This window comes from Massilia sp. CCM 8734 (assembly GCF_011682155.1).
Classification (GTDB): domain Bacteria; phylum Pseudomonadota; class Gammaproteobacteria; order Burkholderiales; family Burkholderiaceae_D; genus Telluria_A; species Telluria_A rubra.
Window position 1 is genome coordinate 16,668 of the sequence record NZ_WHJI01000031.1, and the last position, 15,978, is coordinate 32,645.

Genomic DNA, 15,978 nt, shown 5'->3' on the forward strand with positions numbered 1-15,978 from the left:
TTTCATTGTTTGAAGAAGGGATTGGGACGCTCGCACACGCCATCGACGCAGCCGGGGGCGCGATAACCGAGCACGCGCGACATCAGGTAGCGGTGACGCGCGAACAGGCGGTACGACCAGCTGCACACGGCGCGCAGGCCGGGCACGCGCAGTGGCAGCACGCGCCAGGCCTGGCCGGCCAGGGTGTAGGAGCGCAGCAAGCTGTCCACGCCGACCAGCACGCGGCCGTCGCGCGCCTGGCTGTGCAGCTCGCGGTTCAGGGCGGCCATGTCGACGCCCAGGTGGGCGGGATCGAAACCGGGGGCGGCGATATCGACAAAGGCCAGGCGCCCGGCGCGGTCCCAGCGCGCCAGCTTGTCCATGCCGGCGCGGCAGAACGGGCATTTGCCGTCGAAGTAGAGAGTCAGTTCGGCGCCGCTCATGATGGGGCCTTGTCGTCCGGTCCGAGGAAGCGCGCGACCTTGCCGCCCATTTTCAGGAAGCGCTGCAGGGTCGCCGGCGGCAGGTGCTTGTAGTCGTCGTAGGTGGTGCCGAGCATGTCCAGGAAAGCGAGCACCTCGTTCATGCGCGCCAGCGAGGCTGGTTCGAGCGCGCTGTCGGTATTGCCCTCGATGGCGCATTCGCGCAGCACGGTCAGGGTCGGATCGATCTCGCGCCGTTTGCGCTCCTCGACGATGACGCGGAAGATCTCCCACACATCCTGGAGGGCGACGAAATGATCGCGGCGGTCGCCCATCAAGTGGGTGACGCGGATCAGGTTCCAGCTTTGCAGCTCCTTGAGGCTATTGCTCACGTTCGAGCGCGCGACCGACAAGGCCTCGGCGATATCCTCGGCCGCCAGCGGGCGGTTGGCCAGGAACAGCAGCGCGTGAATCTGCGCCACGGTACGGTTCACGCCCCAGCGCGTGCCCATCTCGCCCCAATGCAGCACGAATTTCTGTTCGGTCGGTCCCAGCGCCATGTTTTCTCCAATTTCATTCACTTCTGTCGTTACAGAAATTAAATACCGATTGCAAGTATTTGTCAACGCAAATGATAGAAAAGGCAGAGGATTTTTCCGATGATTAGGTATCACTGCCGATAAGCTGACGAGCCGCCCACCTACAACCGGGGTCAGAGCTTTAATTAGCAATTTCGGCCTATCCGGCAACGCGAGTTGGTACTTACTGTAAAAACGAATGCGCCCAACGTTCTACGAGCAATCAATCGTCCCATAGGAGGAATCGATTAGCAGTGATGAAATTTGCGCATGGTGGGAAGCAATTCAGATCGAATAAGTTACCTAAGAGAAAACTATTTCAATTTAAAGCTCTGACCCCGGTTGGATCTAGCCGTGCCAGTGGCTAACTTATTTCGAATTAGAGCTCTGACCCCGGTGCTAGGAGTTTGCTTCAGGGGGTGGTCTTGGCGTCGGGCTTGGGCGGCGGGAGCGGGGTGGCCGATTCTTTCGGATGGCCGTTGGCATCCAAAATCTGGATGAAGATTTCGTTTTTCTTGATCATGCCGAGCTCGAAGCGCGCACGCTCTTCCACCGCGCCCGTCCCATTCGTCAGGTCGTGCACTTCGGAGTCGAGCTTGGCGTTGCGCGCTTTTAGTTCCACCGTCTTGCGCTGCGCAACCATCACCTGGTTTTCCAGTTCGCCCACGCGCAGCCAGCCGCCCTTGCCCAGCCACAGCGGCAGTTGGATCAGGATCAGGAGGGTCGCTAGAACGAGCGTAATGAGGCGCATGAAAGGGAGGGTGGCACCGGCCGACGCGTGGCCGGCCGGTGCGGTCAGCTTACTTCAGGTTGTAAAAAGCGCTACGGCCAGGATAGCTGGCAATGTCGCCCAGGTCTTCTTCGATGCGCAGCAGCTGGTTGTACTTGGCCATGCGGTCCGAACGCGACATCGAGCCGGTCTTGATCTGCAAGGCATTCGTGCCAACGGCGATGTCGGCGATCGTCGAGTCTTCGGTCTCGCCCGAACGGTGCGAGATGACGGCAGTGTAACCGGCACGCTTGGCCATTTCGATCGCCGCGAACGTTTCGGTCAGGGTGCCGATCTGGTTGATCTTGATCAGGATCGAGTTGGCGATGCCTTTTTCGATGCCTTCTTTCAGGATCTTGGTGTTGGTGACGTACAGGTCGTCGCCCACCAGTTGTACCTTCTTGCCCAGCGCTTCGGTCAGGATCTTCCAGCCTTCCCAGTCGTTTTCCGCCATCGCGTCTTCGATCGAGATGATCGGGTACTTGTCGCACCAGGTCGCAAGCATGTTGGTGAACTCGGTGGCGGTGAGCTGCATGCCTTCGCCTTCAAGGTGGTATTTGCCATCCTTGTAGAATTCGGACGCGGCGCAGTCCAGGCCCAGGCAGATCTGCGTGCCCGGCTCGTAGCCAGCCTGCTCGATCGCTTGCATGATCAGCTTGATGGCTTCTTCGTGGTTGGCCACGTTCGGCGCGAAGCCGCCTTCGTCGCCGACCGAGGTGGCCAGCTTTTTCTCGTGCAGGATCTTTTTGAGCGTGTGGAAGATCTCGGCGCCGTAGCGGATCGCTTCCTTGAAACTCGGTGCACCCACCGGGATGATCATGAATTCCTGGATGTCCAGGTTGTTGTCGGCGTGCGCGCCGCCGTTGATGACGTTCATCATCGGCACCGGCATTTGCATCGCGCCCGAACCGCCAAAATATCGGTACAGGGGCAGGCCGGCTTCTTCGGCGGCGGCCTTGGCGACCGCCATCGAGACGGCCAGCATGGCGTTGGCGCCCAGGCGGCTCTTGTTTTCGGTGCCGTCGAGGTCGATCAGGGTGCGGTCGAGGAAGGCTTGTTCGTTCGCGTCCAGGCCCATGATGGCTTCGGAGATTTCGGTATTGATGTTTTCGCAGGCTTGCAGCACGCCTTTGCCGAAGTAACGCTTCATGTCGCCGTCGCGCAGTTCGATCGCTTCGCGCGAACCGGTTGACGCGCCCGACGGCACCGCCGCGCGGCCCATCACGCCCGACTCGAGCAGCACGTCGCATTCGACGGTCGGATTGCCGCGTGAATCGATAATTTCGCGGCCGATAATGTCAACGATAGCACTCATATTTCAATCTCCAAAGGGTAAGAAAAAGGTGGGCGGACCGTTGGCGGTCCGCCTGCATCTGTCAGGGCGATCGGGATGGCAGCAAGTGCCGCACTACACAAACTTACGCAAAGTGCGATTCGAGGAAGCCGGCTTTCTTGACCACGCGGTCGAGTTCGACGAGGGTCGTGAGCAGTTCCTTCATGCGGCCGAGCGGCACGGCGTTGGGGCCGTCCGACAGCGCCTGGGCGGGATTCGGGTGCGTTTCCATGAACAGGCCGGCGATACCGGCCGCCACGGCTGCGCGCGAGAGCACGGGAATGTGCTCGCGCTGGCCACCGGATGAGGTGCCCTGTCCGCCCGGCAGTTGTACCGAGTGGGTCGCGTCGAATACGACCGGGCAGTTCGATTCGCGCATGATCGCCAGCGAGCGCATGTCGGAGACGAGGTTGTTGTAGCCGAACGAGGCGCCGCGTTCGCAGGCCATGAAGTTGTCTTCATTGAGGCCCGCTTCTTTGGCCGCAAGGCGCGCCTTGTCGATCACGTTCTTCATGTCGCCGGGCGCGAGGAACTGGCCCTTCTTGATGTTGACCGGTTTGCCCGACTGGGCGCAGGCGATGATGAAGTCGGTCTGGCGGCACAAAAAGGCCGGCGTTTGCAGCACGTCGACCACGCTTGAGACGGCGGCGATTTCTTCGATCGTGTGGATGTCGGTGAGGACCGGCACGCCGATTTCGCGGCGCACGTCGGCCAGGATCTCGAGGCCCTTGTCCATGCCGGGACCACGGAACGAGGTGCCCGAGGAGCGGTTGGCCTTATCAAAAGAAGACTTGTAGATGAACGGGATGCCAAGCGCCGAGGTGATCTCTTTCAAGGTACCGGCGGTGTCCATCGCCATCTGGCGCGATTCGATCACGCAGGTGCCGGCGATGAGAAAAATCGGGTGCTCGAGGCCGACGTCAAAACCGCAAAGCTTCATGCTGCTTCTCCTGTTGGTGCGACCGGCGCTGCCTGGCCGTTGGCTGCCTTGTGCGCCAGCGCGGCCTTGATGAACGACGTAAACAGCGGGTGGCCGGTACGCGGGGTCGACTTGAACTCGGGATGGTACTGCACGCCCATGTACCACGGGTGCGCATTTTCTCCGGTGCGCGGCAGTTCCATGATCTCGCACAAGTCTTCGGTCGGGGTGCGCGCCGAGACGATCATGCCGGCCGCTTCGACGCGCGCCAGGTAGTGATTGTTCGCCTCATAGCGGTGGCGGTGGCGCTCGGTGACGACGCTGCCGTAGATGTCGAAGGCCAGGGTGCCCGGATTGACCGCGCAGGTTTGCGCGCCGAGGCGCATGGTGCCGCCCAGGTCGGATTTTTCGTCGCGCTTTTCGACCTTGCCGTCATGGTTTTGCCACTCGTTGATGAGGGCCACCACCGGCTGGTCGGTGTCGGTGTCGAATTCGGTCGAGTTGGCGTTGACCAGGCCGGCCTTGTGGCGCGCGTATTCGATCAGGGCCACTTGCATGCCGAGGCAGATGCCGAGGTAGGGAATCTGGTTTTCGCGGGCGTAGCGCGCCGCCATGATCTTGCCTTCCACGCCGCGCTTGCCGAAGCCGCCCGGCACCAGGATGGCGTCGTACTTGGCCAGGTGTTCGCAACCCTTGGTCTCGATGTCTTCCGAGTCCAGGTATTCGATGTTGACCCGGCTTTCGGTGTGGATGCCGGCGTGGCGCAGCGCTTCGGTGAGCGACTTGTAGGACTCGGTCAGGTCGACGTATTTGCCGACCATGCCGATGGTGACGTCCGCTTTCGGGTTTTCCAGCGCGTGGATCAGCTTGGTCCACATCGACAGGTCGGCCGGCGGCGCTTCCAGGCCGAGGGCTTCGAGGATAATGGCGTCGAGGCCCTGGTCGTGCAGCATCTGCGGTACTTTGTAAATGGTGTCGGCGTCCCACACGGAGATGACGGCCTGCTCTTCGACGTTCGAGAACAGCGAGATCTTGGCGCGTTCGTCGTCGGGAATCGGGCGGTCGGCGCGGCACAGCAGCGCGGTCGGGGTGATGCCGATTTCACGCAGCTTTTGCACGCTGTGCTGGGTCGGTTTGGTTTTCAGTTCGCCCGCCGAAGCGATGTACGGCACCAGGGTCAGGTGGACAAACGCGGCCGACTTGCGCCCGGCGCGCAGCGACAGCTGGCGCGCCGCTTCGAGGAAGGGCAGCGATTCGATGTCGCCCACGGTGCCGCCGATTTCGACCAGCGCCACGTCCACGCCTTCGGCGCCGCGGTAGATGTAATCCTGGATCTCGTTGGTGATGTGCGGGATCACCTGCACGGTCTTGCCGAGGTATTCGCCGCGGCGTTCCTTGCGGATCACCGATTCGTAGATCTGGCCGGTGGTGAAGTTGTTCACCTTGCGCATGCGGGTGCTGATGAAGCGCTCGTAGTGGCCCAGGTCGAGGTCGGTTTCGGCGCCGTCGTCGGTGACGAAGACTTCACCATGCTGCATCGGGCTCATCGTGCCGGGATCGACGTTGATGTACGGGTCGAGCTTGAGCATGGTGACTTTAAGGCCGCGCGATTCGAGGATCGCGGCGAGGGAGGCGGCGGCAATCCCTTTTCCAAGGGAAGACACAACGCCACCGGTGACGAAGACAAATTTGGTCATTGCAGATGGTGCCGAACGGCACGTGCGGGAAATTGAAATTATACCTTAAACCGGCCAATGCTTCCGCAAAACAAGGTAAAAAACAGCAACGACGGCCGAGCCGACGGCTACGTCGGGGATGCCTTATTAATCAATTTGAAAGATTGCCAATTATTCATTTGGTGTGCGCCAGCGAACAGACGTGATCTTGCTCAAGCCTCAGGATTGAACTTTTACCACAGGAGGTCAAAATGTCCTACGAAGAACGCGATGCTTATGGCATGTATGTCGACAAGGGCTCGAAAGGCCCGGGTCCGGAACTGATGGGCGCCGATACGCTGATCGGCGACCATGTGCATAACCTGAGAAACGAGCACCTTGGTGAAATCAAGGAAATCATGCTGGACATGCGTACTGGCAAGATTGCGTATGCAGTCATGTCGAGCGGCGGCGTGCTGACCATTGGCGAGAAATTGTTTGCGGTGCCTTGGGCTGCCTTGACGCTCGACACCGCCAACAAGCGTTTCACGCTCGATATCGAGAAAGAGCGCATCGACAATGCGCCAGGTTTCGACACCGATCACTGGCCGGACATGGCCAACCAGCAATGGTCGAGCCAGATTCACAGCTATTACGGCACCAACACGCAGTAAGTTGCGCGGAAAAGCGGCGGATGCTGACTCTCGACGGCGGACGCTGACTCTCGGCGGATGCTGACTCTCGGCAGACGCTGCCCCTTCCGCTACCCTCAAGACCGTCATTCCCGCCTTCGCGGGAATGACGGTTTTGAGGTTAACGGTCCTGCGTGTTCATAGGCTTTAGTGGGCGTCGGGACGTCGGAGCATCGGAGCATCGGAGCATCGGGCTCTCCCCCCCCCGGTTATGAAATGTTTCAAGTTAAAGCTCTGACCCCGGTTGCAGGACTAGCAAAAATCACGGCTGTTGGTGTCGAGCCGGCCCATCAGGTGACTCATGTCGACCAGCCGCTTGGCCACCAGGTGCCGCACTTCCCCCTCCCGCTGCCACACCCCGTACACCCCCAGCAAACTCGCTCCCAGCACTTCGCGCCGCTGTTGTTCCACCAGACTCGGCCAGACAATCACGTTCACATTGCCCGTCTCGTCTTCGATGGTGACGAACAGGACGCCCTTGGCCGTCGCCGGACGTTGCCGCACCGTGACGATGCCGCAGGCGCGCGCCAGTTGTCCCTGCTTGAACCCGTTCAGTTGCGACGCCGGTAAAAAACGCTGCGCGAGCAGGCGCGCGCGCAGCAGCGCCAGCGGGTGCCGTCCCAGGGTCAAGCCCTGCGCGCGGTAGTCGCCGACAATGTCTTCGCCTTCGCTCGGAGCCTCCAGCAACGGGACCTCTTCCTGCGGCGTGGTGGGGCGCAGCAAGTCCTTGTCGGGCACCGCGCCCAGCGCTTGCCACAAGGCCTGGCGCCGGTTGCCGGACAAGCCGGCCAGCGCATTGGCGCCAGCCAGCACCTGCAGGTCATGCCGGTCCAGCGCGGCCCGGCGCGCGAGGTCGGCCACGCTCCCGAAGGCCTTCACGGCGCGCGCTTCTTCGATCCGCGCCGCCGCCTCGGGCCGCATGCCGCGCTGCAGCGACAAACCCAGCCGCACCGCGGGCTGGCTGCCCTCCCCCACCTCCAGGCTGCAATCCCAGCCGCTGATGGCCACGTCCACCGCGCGCACCTCGATGCCGTGGCGGCGCGCGTCCTGCACCAGTTGCGAGGGGCTGTAGAAGCCCATCGGCTGGCTGTTGAGCAAGGCGCACAGGAAAGCCGCCGGTTCGTGGCACTTGAGCCAGGAACTGGCGTAGGCCAGCAGCGCGAAACTGGCGGCGTGCGATTCGGGAAAGCCGTATTCGCCGAAGCCCTTGATCTGCTTGAAGATCGATTCGGCAAAGTCGAGCGTGTAGCCTTTCTTCAGCATGCCGTCGACGATCTTGCCGTAGTATTTTTCCAGTCCCCCCTTGCGTTTCCAGGCGGCCATGGCACGGCGCAACTGGTCGGCCTCGCCCGCCGTGAAATCGGCCGCGATCATGGCCACCTGCATCACCTGCTCCTGGAAAATCGGCACGCCCAGGGTGCGTTCCAGCGCTTCCTTCAATTCTTCCTTGGGGTAGTCGGGCTTTTCCAGCCCCTGGCGCCGGCGCAAATAGGGATGGACCATGCCGCCCTGGATCGGCCCCGGCCGCACCACCGCCACTTCGATCACCAGATCGTAAAAGGTGCGCGGCAGCATGCGCGGGAGCATGCTCATCTGCGCGCGCGATTCGATCTGGAACACGCCCACCGTGTCGGCCGCGCAAATCATGTCGTAGGTCGCGCGGTCCTCGGCCGGGATGTCTTGCAGGGAAAACACCGTGCCGCGCAGCTCGCCCACCAGCTCGAGCGCGCGCCGCAGCGCCGTGAGCATGCCGAGCGCCAGCACATCGACTTTCAGCAAACCCAGTTCTTCCAGGTCGTCCTTGTCCCACTGGATCACGCTGCGGTCCGCCATGCTGGCGTTTTCGATCGGCACCAGGCGCGAGAGCTTGCCGGCGGCGATGACAAAACCGCCCGGGTGCTGCGACAGGTGGCGCGGAAAGCCAAGCAGGCGCTGGGCCAGGGTGGCCCATTGCTGGGCCAGCGGGGAATCCGGGTCGAGCCCGCATTCGGCCAGGCGCTGGACCAGGTCGTCCTTGCTGTCGAACCAATGGTGCGTCTTGGCGACTTTTTCGACGATGGCCACGTCGACCCCGAGCGCTTTGCCGCTGTCGCGCAGGGCGCTCTTGGGGCGGTAGCTGATCACCACGGCGGCCAGGGCGGCGCGCGCGCGCCCGTACTTGTTGTAAATGTACTGGATCACTTCTTCGCGCCGCTGGTGTTCGAAGTCGACGTCGATGTCGGGCGGCTCGTCGCGCTCCTTGGAAATGAAGCGTCCGAACAGCAGATTGCCGCGCGCGGGGTCGACTTCGGTAATCCCCAGGCAGTAGCACACGGCCGAGTTGGCGGCCGAGCCGCGCCCCTGGCACAGGATGCCGATCGAGCGCGCATGGCGCACGATGTCGTACACGGTCAAAAAATAGGGTTCGTAGCGCAGTTCGCCGATCAGCCCGAGCTCGGTTTCGAGCTGTTCCTGCACCTTGGCCGGTATGCCGAGCGGAAAGCGGTGGTGCGCGCCAATGTAGGTTTCGGCGCGCAGGTAGCCCGCTGCCGTTTGTCCGGGCGGCACCAGTTCGTCCGGGTATTCGTAGCGCAGCTGGTCGAGCGAAAACGTGCACAGGCGCGCGATACGCAGCGTTTCGGCCAGCGCCTCGGGGCTGTACAGGTTGGCCAGGCGCAGGCGCGCGCGCAGGTGCTGTTCGGCGTTTTGCGCCAGTTCGTAGCCGCACTCGGCCACGGGCGTGTTGAGGCGGATCGCGCACAGGGTGTCGTGCAGCGGTTTGCGCGAGCGCACGTGCATGCAGACGTGGCCCAGCGCGACCACGGCCAGGCCATGCTGCCAGGCCACTTCGTCAACCGTGGCGCGGTGCGCTTCGTCAAAGGCGCGGTGCAGCAGGTTCAGGCCCAGCCAGGCGCGCGCGGGAAAGGTGGCGGCGATCCAGGCGGCCTGGGGGTGCAGGCGGTCGAGGTCGGCCGCATCGTGGCCGGGATAGGCGGGCAGCAAGATCGCCAGGCAGTCGGGCATGCCGGCCAGGTGGGCGTAGGCGGCGGCGGGCGCGGCCAGGTCGGTGGGTGTGAGCAGATAAGTCCCCTTGGCGCTGCGCGTGCGCGCCAGGGTGATCAGCTCGGCCAGGTTGCCGTAGCCATTGCGGTTCTGCGCCAGCAGGATCAGCGACAGGGCCGCGCTGCCATCAGCGTTGCACAGGTGAAAGTGGGCGCCGATGATCAGGGGCAGCGCCGCCTTTTTGGCTTCGGCGTGGGCCCGCACCACCCCCGCCAGCGAACATTCGTCGGTAATCGCCAGCGCCGAGTAACCGAGCTGGACGGCGCGGGCCACCAGTTCTTCTGCGTGGGAAGCGCCGTGAAGGAAGGAAAAGTTGGTCAAACAATACAACTCGGCGTAATCGGGCAGGCGGGGGGCGGCAGCGGCGGTACTCATGGAAAAAATATTACAATCAAATGTATGAAAGAAACTACTGTATGGAAACACAGTATACCTCCCGCCATTTTCTTACCAATTGGGAATAACTATGCAGACTCATCTGGTGCGCTGTTTTGGTGCATTGCCCGGTCACGGCAACATGGCGATGGTGATCGAGGGCGGTCCGGCCACGCCCGACGCGCGCCAGGCGTTCGCGCGCGCGCAGCTGCATCCGGCCTGCGTGTTTCTCGACGCCGGCCCTGACCAGGGTGTCATCGCCGACTATTACTACCCGCATGCCAGGAGTCCCCTGTGCCTGCACGCTACCCTGGGCGCGGCGCAGGTGCTGTTCGGGCGCGCCGGGCAGGCGCTGCAGGCGCCGTCGGATATTGTGCTGAGCACGGCGATGCATGCGCAAGCCCTGCTCCTGAGGCGCGAGGGAGAGGACTATTTTGTCGCGCTGCAAGCCCAGCCTGTCCCCGCCGTCGCGGTCGCGGTCGAGGTCGATACCGCGCTGGCCGCCTGGCTGCTGGGCCAGCCCGGTTTGACCCTGGCCAGCGCGCCGGTGCTGGCCTCGGTCGGCAGTCCCAAGCTGCTGATCGAGGTGCCTGAGCGCGCCACCCTGCACGCCCTGCGTCCGCCGCTGGAGCGCATCGTCGACTGGGGCCGCGAACACGGGGTCAACGGCTGCTACGTGCTGTGGCGCAGCGGCGCGCGCACGTACGAAGGGCGCAACTTCAACCATCTCGATCCGGCCATGGAAGACCGCGCCACCGGCGTGGCGGCGGGCGCGCTGGCGGCCCATCTGGGCTGCACCATCACGGTGCATCAGGGTGCTGCACTGGGCGCGCCCTGCCTGATCCGCATCCGCTTCGAAGGAAATCTGATCCTGGTGGGCGGACGGGCCGAGGCCGTCAACGAGTATTGACAACGTTGTCATTGCGCCACAACGTGCTGGACGGCGGCCATGGAAATTACATTAGAATCAATCTCCTTTCTAATAAAAACCCGGAGACCGTCGCGTGTTCACCCCCACCACTTTACGTAGGTCCGTCTTGCTCGCTTTGTACGGCAGTGCCGCTCTCGCCGTGTATGCCCCCGCCAGTTTCGCCCAGTCGGGCCAGCCAGCCGCCAAGGAAGAAGTCATTCCCAGCGTCAGCGTGGTTGGTTCACGCCGCGTCTCGGCCAACTCCGCCACCGATACGGCGGTCCCGGTCGACCTGATTCCCATGACCCGCCTGGCCGAGCAGGGCGGCCAGTTCGACCTGGCCCAGACGCTCACCTACATTTCGCCATCGTTCAATTCGACGCGCCAGAGCGGGGCCGACGGCGCCGACCTGGTCGACTCGGCCGCCCTGCGCGGCCTGGGCTCGGATCAAACCCTGGTGTTGATGAACGGCAAGCGCCGGCACAGCACTTCGCTGGTGAACATTTTCGGCGCGCGCAACCGCGGCAACACCGGCACCGACATGAATGCGATTCCGCTGCTGGCGGTGAAGAACATCCAGGTGCTGCGCGATGGCGCCGCCGCCCAGTACGGCTCGGATGCGATCGCCGGCGTCATCAATATCGACCTGAAAAAAACGCTCGGCTGCGAGAGCGTGCTCGGCGCGGGCCAGTATTCGGCCGGCGACGGCGAGAACTACCTGGCCTCGGCCTATTGCGGCGTGGCAGTGGCCGGCGGCGCGGTCGGCATCACCGCTGAATATCTGGACCGTGGCCGCTCAAACCGGGCCGACGCGGGCAGCCTGCGCACCATCGGCGACAGCAAGGTGAACAACCAGACCCTGTACCTGAACGGCGAGATTCCCATGGTCGACGGCAAGCTGTATTTCACGGCCGGCACCCAGAAGCGCGATGCTTCCTCGGCCGCGTTCGGCCGCGGTGCGGACCAGATTCCGGTACGCAATGCGCAAGCCATGTATCCGAACGGTTTTGCGCCGTACATCAATGCCGACATCGACGATCATTACGGCACGGTCGGCTATCGCGCCAAGCTGGGCGAGTGGAATGCGGACTTTTCGCAGACCTACGGCTACAACAAGATGCTTTACAACATCAGCAATACGCTCAATGCCTCGATCGCCAACGCCGACCTGCTCAAGGGCGGCAGGGGTGTGTCGGCCTCGCAATTCGACGCCGGCGGTTTTGCCGCCATGCAGCTGACCACCAACGCCGACGCCAGCCGTTTCTTTCCGAACATCTTAAGCGGCTTGAACCTGGCCTTCGGCGCCGAGTTCCGCAAGGAAAACTACGAAATCTTCGCCGGCGAAGCCGGCTCCTACAATGATGTCGACGGTCCCGGCTTCGGCGGCGACCCGGGCAGCCAGGGTTTTCCGGGCTTTCGCCCGGGCGACGCGACCGACAACAGCCGCCATAGCGTGGCGGCCTACATCGATGTCGAGACCGACGTCACCGAGCGCCTGAAAGTGCTGTCGGCCGTGCGTTACGAAAAATTCAGCGACTTCGGCAACAGCGTGACCGGCAAACTGGCCGCAGCCTACAAGATCAGCGATGCGTTCCTGCTGCGCGGTTCGGCCAGCACGGGTTTCCGCGCGCCGTCGCTGCAGCAAGCGTTCTTTTCGTCGACCTTCACCGAGTTCGTCAACGGCAATCCGGTCGATTCGGTGTTCGCGCCGAACGGCGGCAATGTGGCCAATGCGATCGGCATTCCGAAGTTGAAGGAAGAAGAGTCGGTCAGCTTCACCCTGGGCGGCACCTGGACGCCGACCCCGACCACCTCGATCACGGCCGACCTGTACCGCATCGCGATCGACGACCGTATCGTGTTTTCGGGCCGTTTCGACGCCAGCAACTACGCGCCCATCGTGCCGCTGCTGAGCACCCTGGGCGTGGGCGCCGCCCAGTTCTTCGTCAATTCGATCGATACCAAGACGCAGGGCCTGGACCTGACGGTGTCGAACCGCAGCGAACTGGCCGGCGGCAAGCTCAATACCTTCCTGGCCATGAACATCAGCAAGACCGAAGTGACCGGGGTGAATGCGCCGGCCGCGTTCAAGGGCTATGAAGACGTGCTGCTGTCCCAGCGCGAGCGCCTGTTCCTGGAACAGGGTGGACCGCGGCGCAAGGCGACTTTGGGCTTCGAATACGCGCTGGGCAAGATCGGCACCGACTTCAAGGTGATCCACTTCGGCAAGCAAACCCTGGGTACCTGGTCCGGCGCGCCAACCCCGAACCAGGTGTACAAGCCAAAAACCTCGGCCGACCTGAGTTTTACGTATAATTTCAGCGACAAGACCAAGCTGACCGTGGGCGGCGCGAATATTTTCAATGTCAAGCCGACCGAGCAGGATCCGGACCAGACCGACAACGGCTTCAAGTATGAGTCGGTGCAGTTCGGCATGAACGGCGCATCGTATTTCGCCCGCCTGTGGCATAAGTTTTAAGCGCGGGGGACGCTAGCTGGTAGGGGGCAGGCCGGGTCGCGTAGACCTGGCCTGCCCTTTTGCATTATTGTGTCGGCTGGCCCGTTGATGGGCAGCCCTGTGACTGTTGAAAAAGGATGAAGAATGAAACCAATTTACGCGCTGACAATGGCCGCACTGCTGGCCGGCGCGCCGTTGACGCAGGCAGCGCCCGCCGCCGCGCCCGCCGCCACGGTGGCAGCGTCCACCACGGTGGCCACGCCCGATGCCGCCCGGGTCCAGGCGGTGCAAGCCATGCTCGAAGCCATGCAGTCGGAAAAAATGATGCGCTCGGTGGCCGGTGCGAGCCGGTATGTGAATGAGGAACAGCGCGCCAGCGTGTTCGCCAAGCTCGACAAGGTGCCGCCGCAGGAAATCTACAAGCGCCTGGCGCTGCCGGTGGCGCGCGTGATCGGGGTCGAGGCGGCCAATGAGCTGAGCGCGTTTTATGCGTCCGATTATGGCAAGCGCTTGTTGCAGCAGACTTATAACAGCCGGGCCAGCATGTTCCCGCCGGAACCGCCGGTGCCGAACGCGGCCGAGAAGAAGATGCTCAAGAAACCGGCGCTGGTGCAGGCGCGTAAGGAACTGGCCGCCGCCGATGCCACGATCCGGCATGAGGCGTTTGCGCTGTTGCAGGCGATTATTAAGAAGTAGGCCGTTCTAGGCCCGGTAACACCGGGGTCAGACCCCTATCGACTCCGGGGTCAGCCCCCTATCGACTCCGGTAACACCGGGGTCAGACCCCCCAACTGAAAAACCGGGGTCTGACCCCTATGCGAGGTCGGCTTTGCTTGCCGCAGGGAAGTCGATGCGCACGCTTAAACCACCCAGCTTGGCCGATTCGCCCAGACTTAACTTGGCTCCGTGCCGCTCGGCGATCGCTTTGATGATCGCCAGCCCCAGTCCGCTGCCGCTGGCCTCGCTGCCGGCGATGCGGTAGAAACGGTTGAATACCCGCTCCCTTTCCTCCGCCGGTATGCCCGGCCCGCTATCCTCCACCACCAGCGCCGTACCCTTGCCTTCTTCCGTCACGCTCAGGTCCACCGTGCCGCCGGCCGGGGTATATTTCAAGGCGTTGTCGATCAGGTTGCGCAGCATGATCATCAGGGCGTCCGGCTGGCCCGCCACCTGCACCGGATCGGCACGCGTGAGGCCCAGGTCGATGCCGCGCGCCTGCGCCGCACCCGCCAGGTCGGCCAGCGCCCGCTTGGCCAGGTCGGCCAACTCGACCGGCTGGGTTTTTACTCCGCCCGCCGCGCTCGCTTCCTGGCGGGCCAGCACCAGCAATTGCTCCACCAGCCTGGTGGCACGCTCGATGCCGGCCGTCAACCGTCCCACCGCCACCCCGCGCGCTTCCGGGCTGTCGGCCCGCTCCAGGCTCAGCACCTGCAGTTTCAGCGCTTGCAGCGGCGTGCGCAGTTCATGCGCGGCGTCGGCCACGAAATGCTGCTGGGCGTCGAAGGCGGTCTTCACCCTGCCGAACAAGAGATTCAATTCCTGCACCAGCGGCAATACTTCGTCCGGCAAGTCCGCTTCCGACACGGGCGAGAGGTCGTCGGCCTGGCGCGCCGCCACCTGGGTGCGCACGCGCGAGACCGGTTGCAGCGAACCGCTCACGACCCACCACACGACCAGCATCAGGATCGGCATCATCACCGCAATCGGACCGACCGTGCGCAAGGCCAGGTTGCCGGCCATATTGCGCCGCACCGCCATGTCCTGGGCAATCTGCAGGGTCTGGGTGCTGCTTTGCACCGAGAACACGCGGTAGGTGGTGTTGTTGGCCTTGATGTTGGAAAAGCCCAGCACCGCGTGCTGCGGCAGGGTGGTGCGCGAGACGGTGCGGAACACGCGCACCCCGTCCGGGGTCCAGACCTGCACCATCAACTCGTTGTTTTCGGCGTCCGCTTCCACGCTCGCTGCGGTGTCGGTGTTGTTCGACAGCGGCGCGCTGGAACGCAGCGACAGCGCCATTTGTTGCATGTGGTAATCGAAAATCTGGTCGGCGTCGGACAGCGCCGTGCGATAGGCGATCGACGCTTGCGCCACGGCGGCGATACTGATGGCCGCGAGCAAAAACCACAACAGACGGCCGCGCAGCGAGTGCGCCAGGTTCATAGTTTGGGCACCATGTAACCGACCCCGCGCACGTTCTGGATCAGATCGCTGCCGAGTTTCTTGCGCAAGCCGTGGATATACACTTCCACCGCGTTGCTGCTCACTTCATCGCGCCAGCTGTAGAGCTTTTCTTCCAGCTGGGCGCGAGAGAGCACCACGCCGGGACGGGCGATCAAGGCTTCGAGCACGGCCCATTCGCGCGCCGACAGGGTGACCGGAACGCCGTCGACCTGCACTTCGCGGGTGGCCGGATTGATGCTGATGGCATTGTATTCGAAGATCGGTTCGCCGCGCCCGGCGGCGCGCCGCAGCAAGGCGCGGATGCGCGCCAGCAGCTCGTCGAGGTCGTAGGGTTTGAGGACATAATCGTCGGCCCCGGCGTCGAGCCCGGCGATGCGCTGCTCGACCGCGTCGCGCGCGGTCGCCACCAGCACCGGGGTGCGGTCCTTGCGCGTGCGCATGGCGCGCAGCACTTCCAGGCCATCCTTGCGCGGCAAGCCCAGGTCGAGCAGGACCAGGTCGTAGCTTTGCGACTGGCGCAGGGCCGTGTCGGCCATTTCGCCATCCTTGACCCAATCGACCGCGTAGTGTTCGGCCCTGAGCAGGTCGAGCACCACTTCGCCGATCATCGTATCGTCTTCCACCAGCAGCAAGCGCATCACATCCTACTTTCTCGTACCCTGCGG

At 63.3% G+C, this 15,978-nt stretch carries 13 protein-coding genes; 4 read left to right on the top strand and 9 right to left on the bottom strand.

Annotated elements, in window-relative coordinates:
• Positions 1-2: 2 nt before the first annotated feature.
• The 6 genes from F2P46_RS37910 to F2P46_RS24345 form a co-directional block, all read right to left on the bottom strand.
• Positions 3-422, bottom strand: coding sequence for a DUF393 domain-containing protein (locus F2P46_RS37910; RefSeq protein ID WP_229509442.1), 420 nt, complete (start codon positions 420-422; stop codon positions 3-5).
• Positions 419-961, bottom strand: a complete 543-nt coding sequence (locus F2P46_RS24325) for a GbsR/MarR family transcriptional regulator (RefSeq protein ID WP_166895178.1) — start codon at positions 959-961, stop codon at positions 419-421. The genes F2P46_RS37910 and F2P46_RS24325 overlap by 4 nt, the downstream gene beginning before the upstream one ends.
• 430 nt (positions 962-1,391) lie before the next feature.
• Positions 1,392-1,730 (bottom strand): cell division protein FtsB, encoded by a 339-nt coding sequence (gene ftsB, locus F2P46_RS24330; RefSeq protein WP_166895064.1) that lies wholly within the window; start codon positions 1,728-1,730, stop codon positions 1,392-1,394.
• 49 nt (positions 1,731-1,779) lie between these two features.
• A complete protein-coding gene (gene eno / locus F2P46_RS24335) occupies positions 1,780-3,063 on the bottom strand; it encodes a phosphopyruvate hydratase (RefSeq protein WP_166895066.1) in 1,284 nt (427 codons plus the stop codon).
• 103 nt (positions 3,064-3,166) lie between these two features.
• Entirely contained in the window at positions 3,167-4,021 is an 855-nt protein-coding gene (gene kdsA, locus F2P46_RS24340; RefSeq protein WP_166895067.1) for a 3-deoxy-8-phosphooctulonate synthase, read from the bottom strand.
• Positions 4,018-5,697, bottom strand: a complete 1,680-nt coding sequence (locus F2P46_RS24345) for a CTP synthase (protein ID WP_166895069.1) — start codon at positions 5,695-5,697, stop codon at positions 4,018-4,020. The genes kdsA and F2P46_RS24345 overlap by 4 nt, the downstream gene beginning before the upstream one ends.
• 230 nt (positions 5,698-5,927) lie before the next feature.
• On the opposite strand from F2P46_RS24345, the gene F2P46_RS24350 reads away from it, so the two are divergent.
• Entirely contained in the window at positions 5,928-6,329 is a 402-nt protein-coding gene (locus tag F2P46_RS24350; RefSeq protein ID WP_166895071.1) for a PRC-barrel domain-containing protein, read from the top strand.
• Between the two features lie 270 nt (positions 6,330-6,599).
• On the opposite strand, the gene F2P46_RS24355 is transcribed toward F2P46_RS24350, so the two are convergent.
• The gene (locus F2P46_RS24355; RefSeq protein ID WP_166895073.1) at positions 6,600-9,764 is read right to left on the bottom strand and encodes an error-prone DNA polymerase; all 3,165 of its coding nucleotides are present in this window, start codon (positions 9,762-9,764) and stop codon (positions 6,600-6,602) included.
• 91 nt (positions 9,765-9,855) lie between these two features.
• On the opposite strand from F2P46_RS24355, the gene F2P46_RS24360 reads away from it, so the two are divergent.
• The 3 genes from F2P46_RS24360 to F2P46_RS24370 all read left to right on the top strand — a co-directional run bounded on the left by F2P46_RS24360 (position 9,856) and on the right by F2P46_RS24370 (position 13,828).
• Complete coding sequence (locus F2P46_RS24360) at positions 9,856-10,674, top strand: PhzF family phenazine biosynthesis protein (RefSeq protein ID WP_166895075.1); 819 nt, start codon at positions 9,856-9,858, stop codon at positions 10,672-10,674.
• A 94-nt stretch (positions 10,675-10,768) separates the two neighbouring features.
• Positions 10,769-13,153 (top strand): TonB-dependent receptor, encoded by a 2,385-nt coding sequence (locus tag F2P46_RS24365; RefSeq protein WP_166895077.1) that lies wholly within the window; start codon positions 10,769-10,771, stop codon positions 13,151-13,153.
• A gap of 123 nt (positions 13,154-13,276) precedes the next feature.
• Positions 13,277-13,828, top strand: a complete 552-nt coding sequence (locus tag F2P46_RS24370; RefSeq protein WP_166895079.1) for a hypothetical protein — start codon at positions 13,277-13,279, stop codon at positions 13,826-13,828.
• Positions 13,829-13,945: 117 nt separating this feature from the next.
• Here F2P46_RS24370 and F2P46_RS24375 read toward each other — a convergent pair whose 3' ends face one another.
• Together F2P46_RS24375 and F2P46_RS24380 are read right to left on the bottom strand one after the other, a co-directional pair.
• Positions 13,946-15,292, bottom strand: a complete 1,347-nt coding sequence (locus F2P46_RS24375; protein ID WP_166895081.1) for an ATP-binding protein — start codon at positions 15,290-15,292, stop codon at positions 13,946-13,948.
• Positions 15,289-15,951, bottom strand: coding sequence for a response regulator transcription factor (locus F2P46_RS24380; protein WP_166895180.1), 663 nt, complete (start codon positions 15,949-15,951; stop codon positions 15,289-15,291). The genes F2P46_RS24375 and F2P46_RS24380 overlap by 4 nt, the downstream gene beginning before the upstream one ends.
• Between the last annotated feature and the right edge of the window lie 27 nt (positions 15,952-15,978).

What these genes read in the sequence shown, in the direction of transcription:
- F2P46_RS24370 (WP_166895079.1), top strand. Translation starts at nt 13,277, where the DNA reads ATGAAACCAATTTACGCGCTGACAATGGCCGCACTGCTGGCCGGCGCG.
- F2P46_RS24375 (WP_166895081.1), bottom strand. Translation starts at nt 15,292, where the DNA reads ATGAACCTGGCGCACTCGCTGCGCGGCCGTCTGTTGTGGTTTTTGCTC.
- kdsA (WP_166895067.1), bottom strand. Translation starts at nt 4,021, where the DNA reads ATGAAGCTTTGCGGTTTTGACGTCGGCCTCGAGCACCCGATTTTTCTC.
- eno (WP_166895066.1), bottom strand. Translation starts at nt 3,063, where the DNA reads ATGAGTGCTATCGTTGACATTATCGGCCGCGAAATTATCGATTCACGC.
- F2P46_RS24355 (WP_166895073.1), bottom strand. Translation starts at nt 9,764, where the DNA reads ATGAGTACCGCCGCTGCCGCCCCCCGCCTGCCCGATTACGCCGAGTTG.
- F2P46_RS24325 (WP_166895178.1), bottom strand. Translation starts at nt 961, where the DNA reads ATGGCGCTGGGACCGACCGAACAGAAATTCGTGCTGCATTGGGGCGAG.
- F2P46_RS24380 (WP_166895180.1), bottom strand. Translation starts at nt 15,951, where the DNA reads ATGCGCTTGCTGCTGGTGGAAGACGATACGATGATCGGCGAAGTGGTG.
- F2P46_RS24360 (WP_166895075.1), top strand. Translation starts at nt 9,856, where the DNA reads ATGCAGACTCATCTGGTGCGCTGTTTTGGTGCATTGCCCGGTCACGGC.
- F2P46_RS24350 (WP_166895071.1), top strand. Translation starts at nt 5,928, where the DNA reads ATGTCCTACGAAGAACGCGATGCTTATGGCATGTATGTCGACAAGGGC.
- F2P46_RS24345 (WP_166895069.1), bottom strand. Translation starts at nt 5,697, where the DNA reads ATGACCAAATTTGTCTTCGTCACCGGTGGCGTTGTGTCTTCCCTTGGA.
- ftsB (WP_166895064.1), bottom strand. Translation starts at nt 1,730, where the DNA reads ATGCGCCTCATTACGCTCGTTCTAGCGACCCTCCTGATCCTGATCCAA.
- F2P46_RS37910 (WP_229509442.1), bottom strand. Translation starts at nt 422, where the DNA reads ATGAGCGGCGCCGAACTGACTCTCTACTTCGACGGCAAATGCCCGTTC.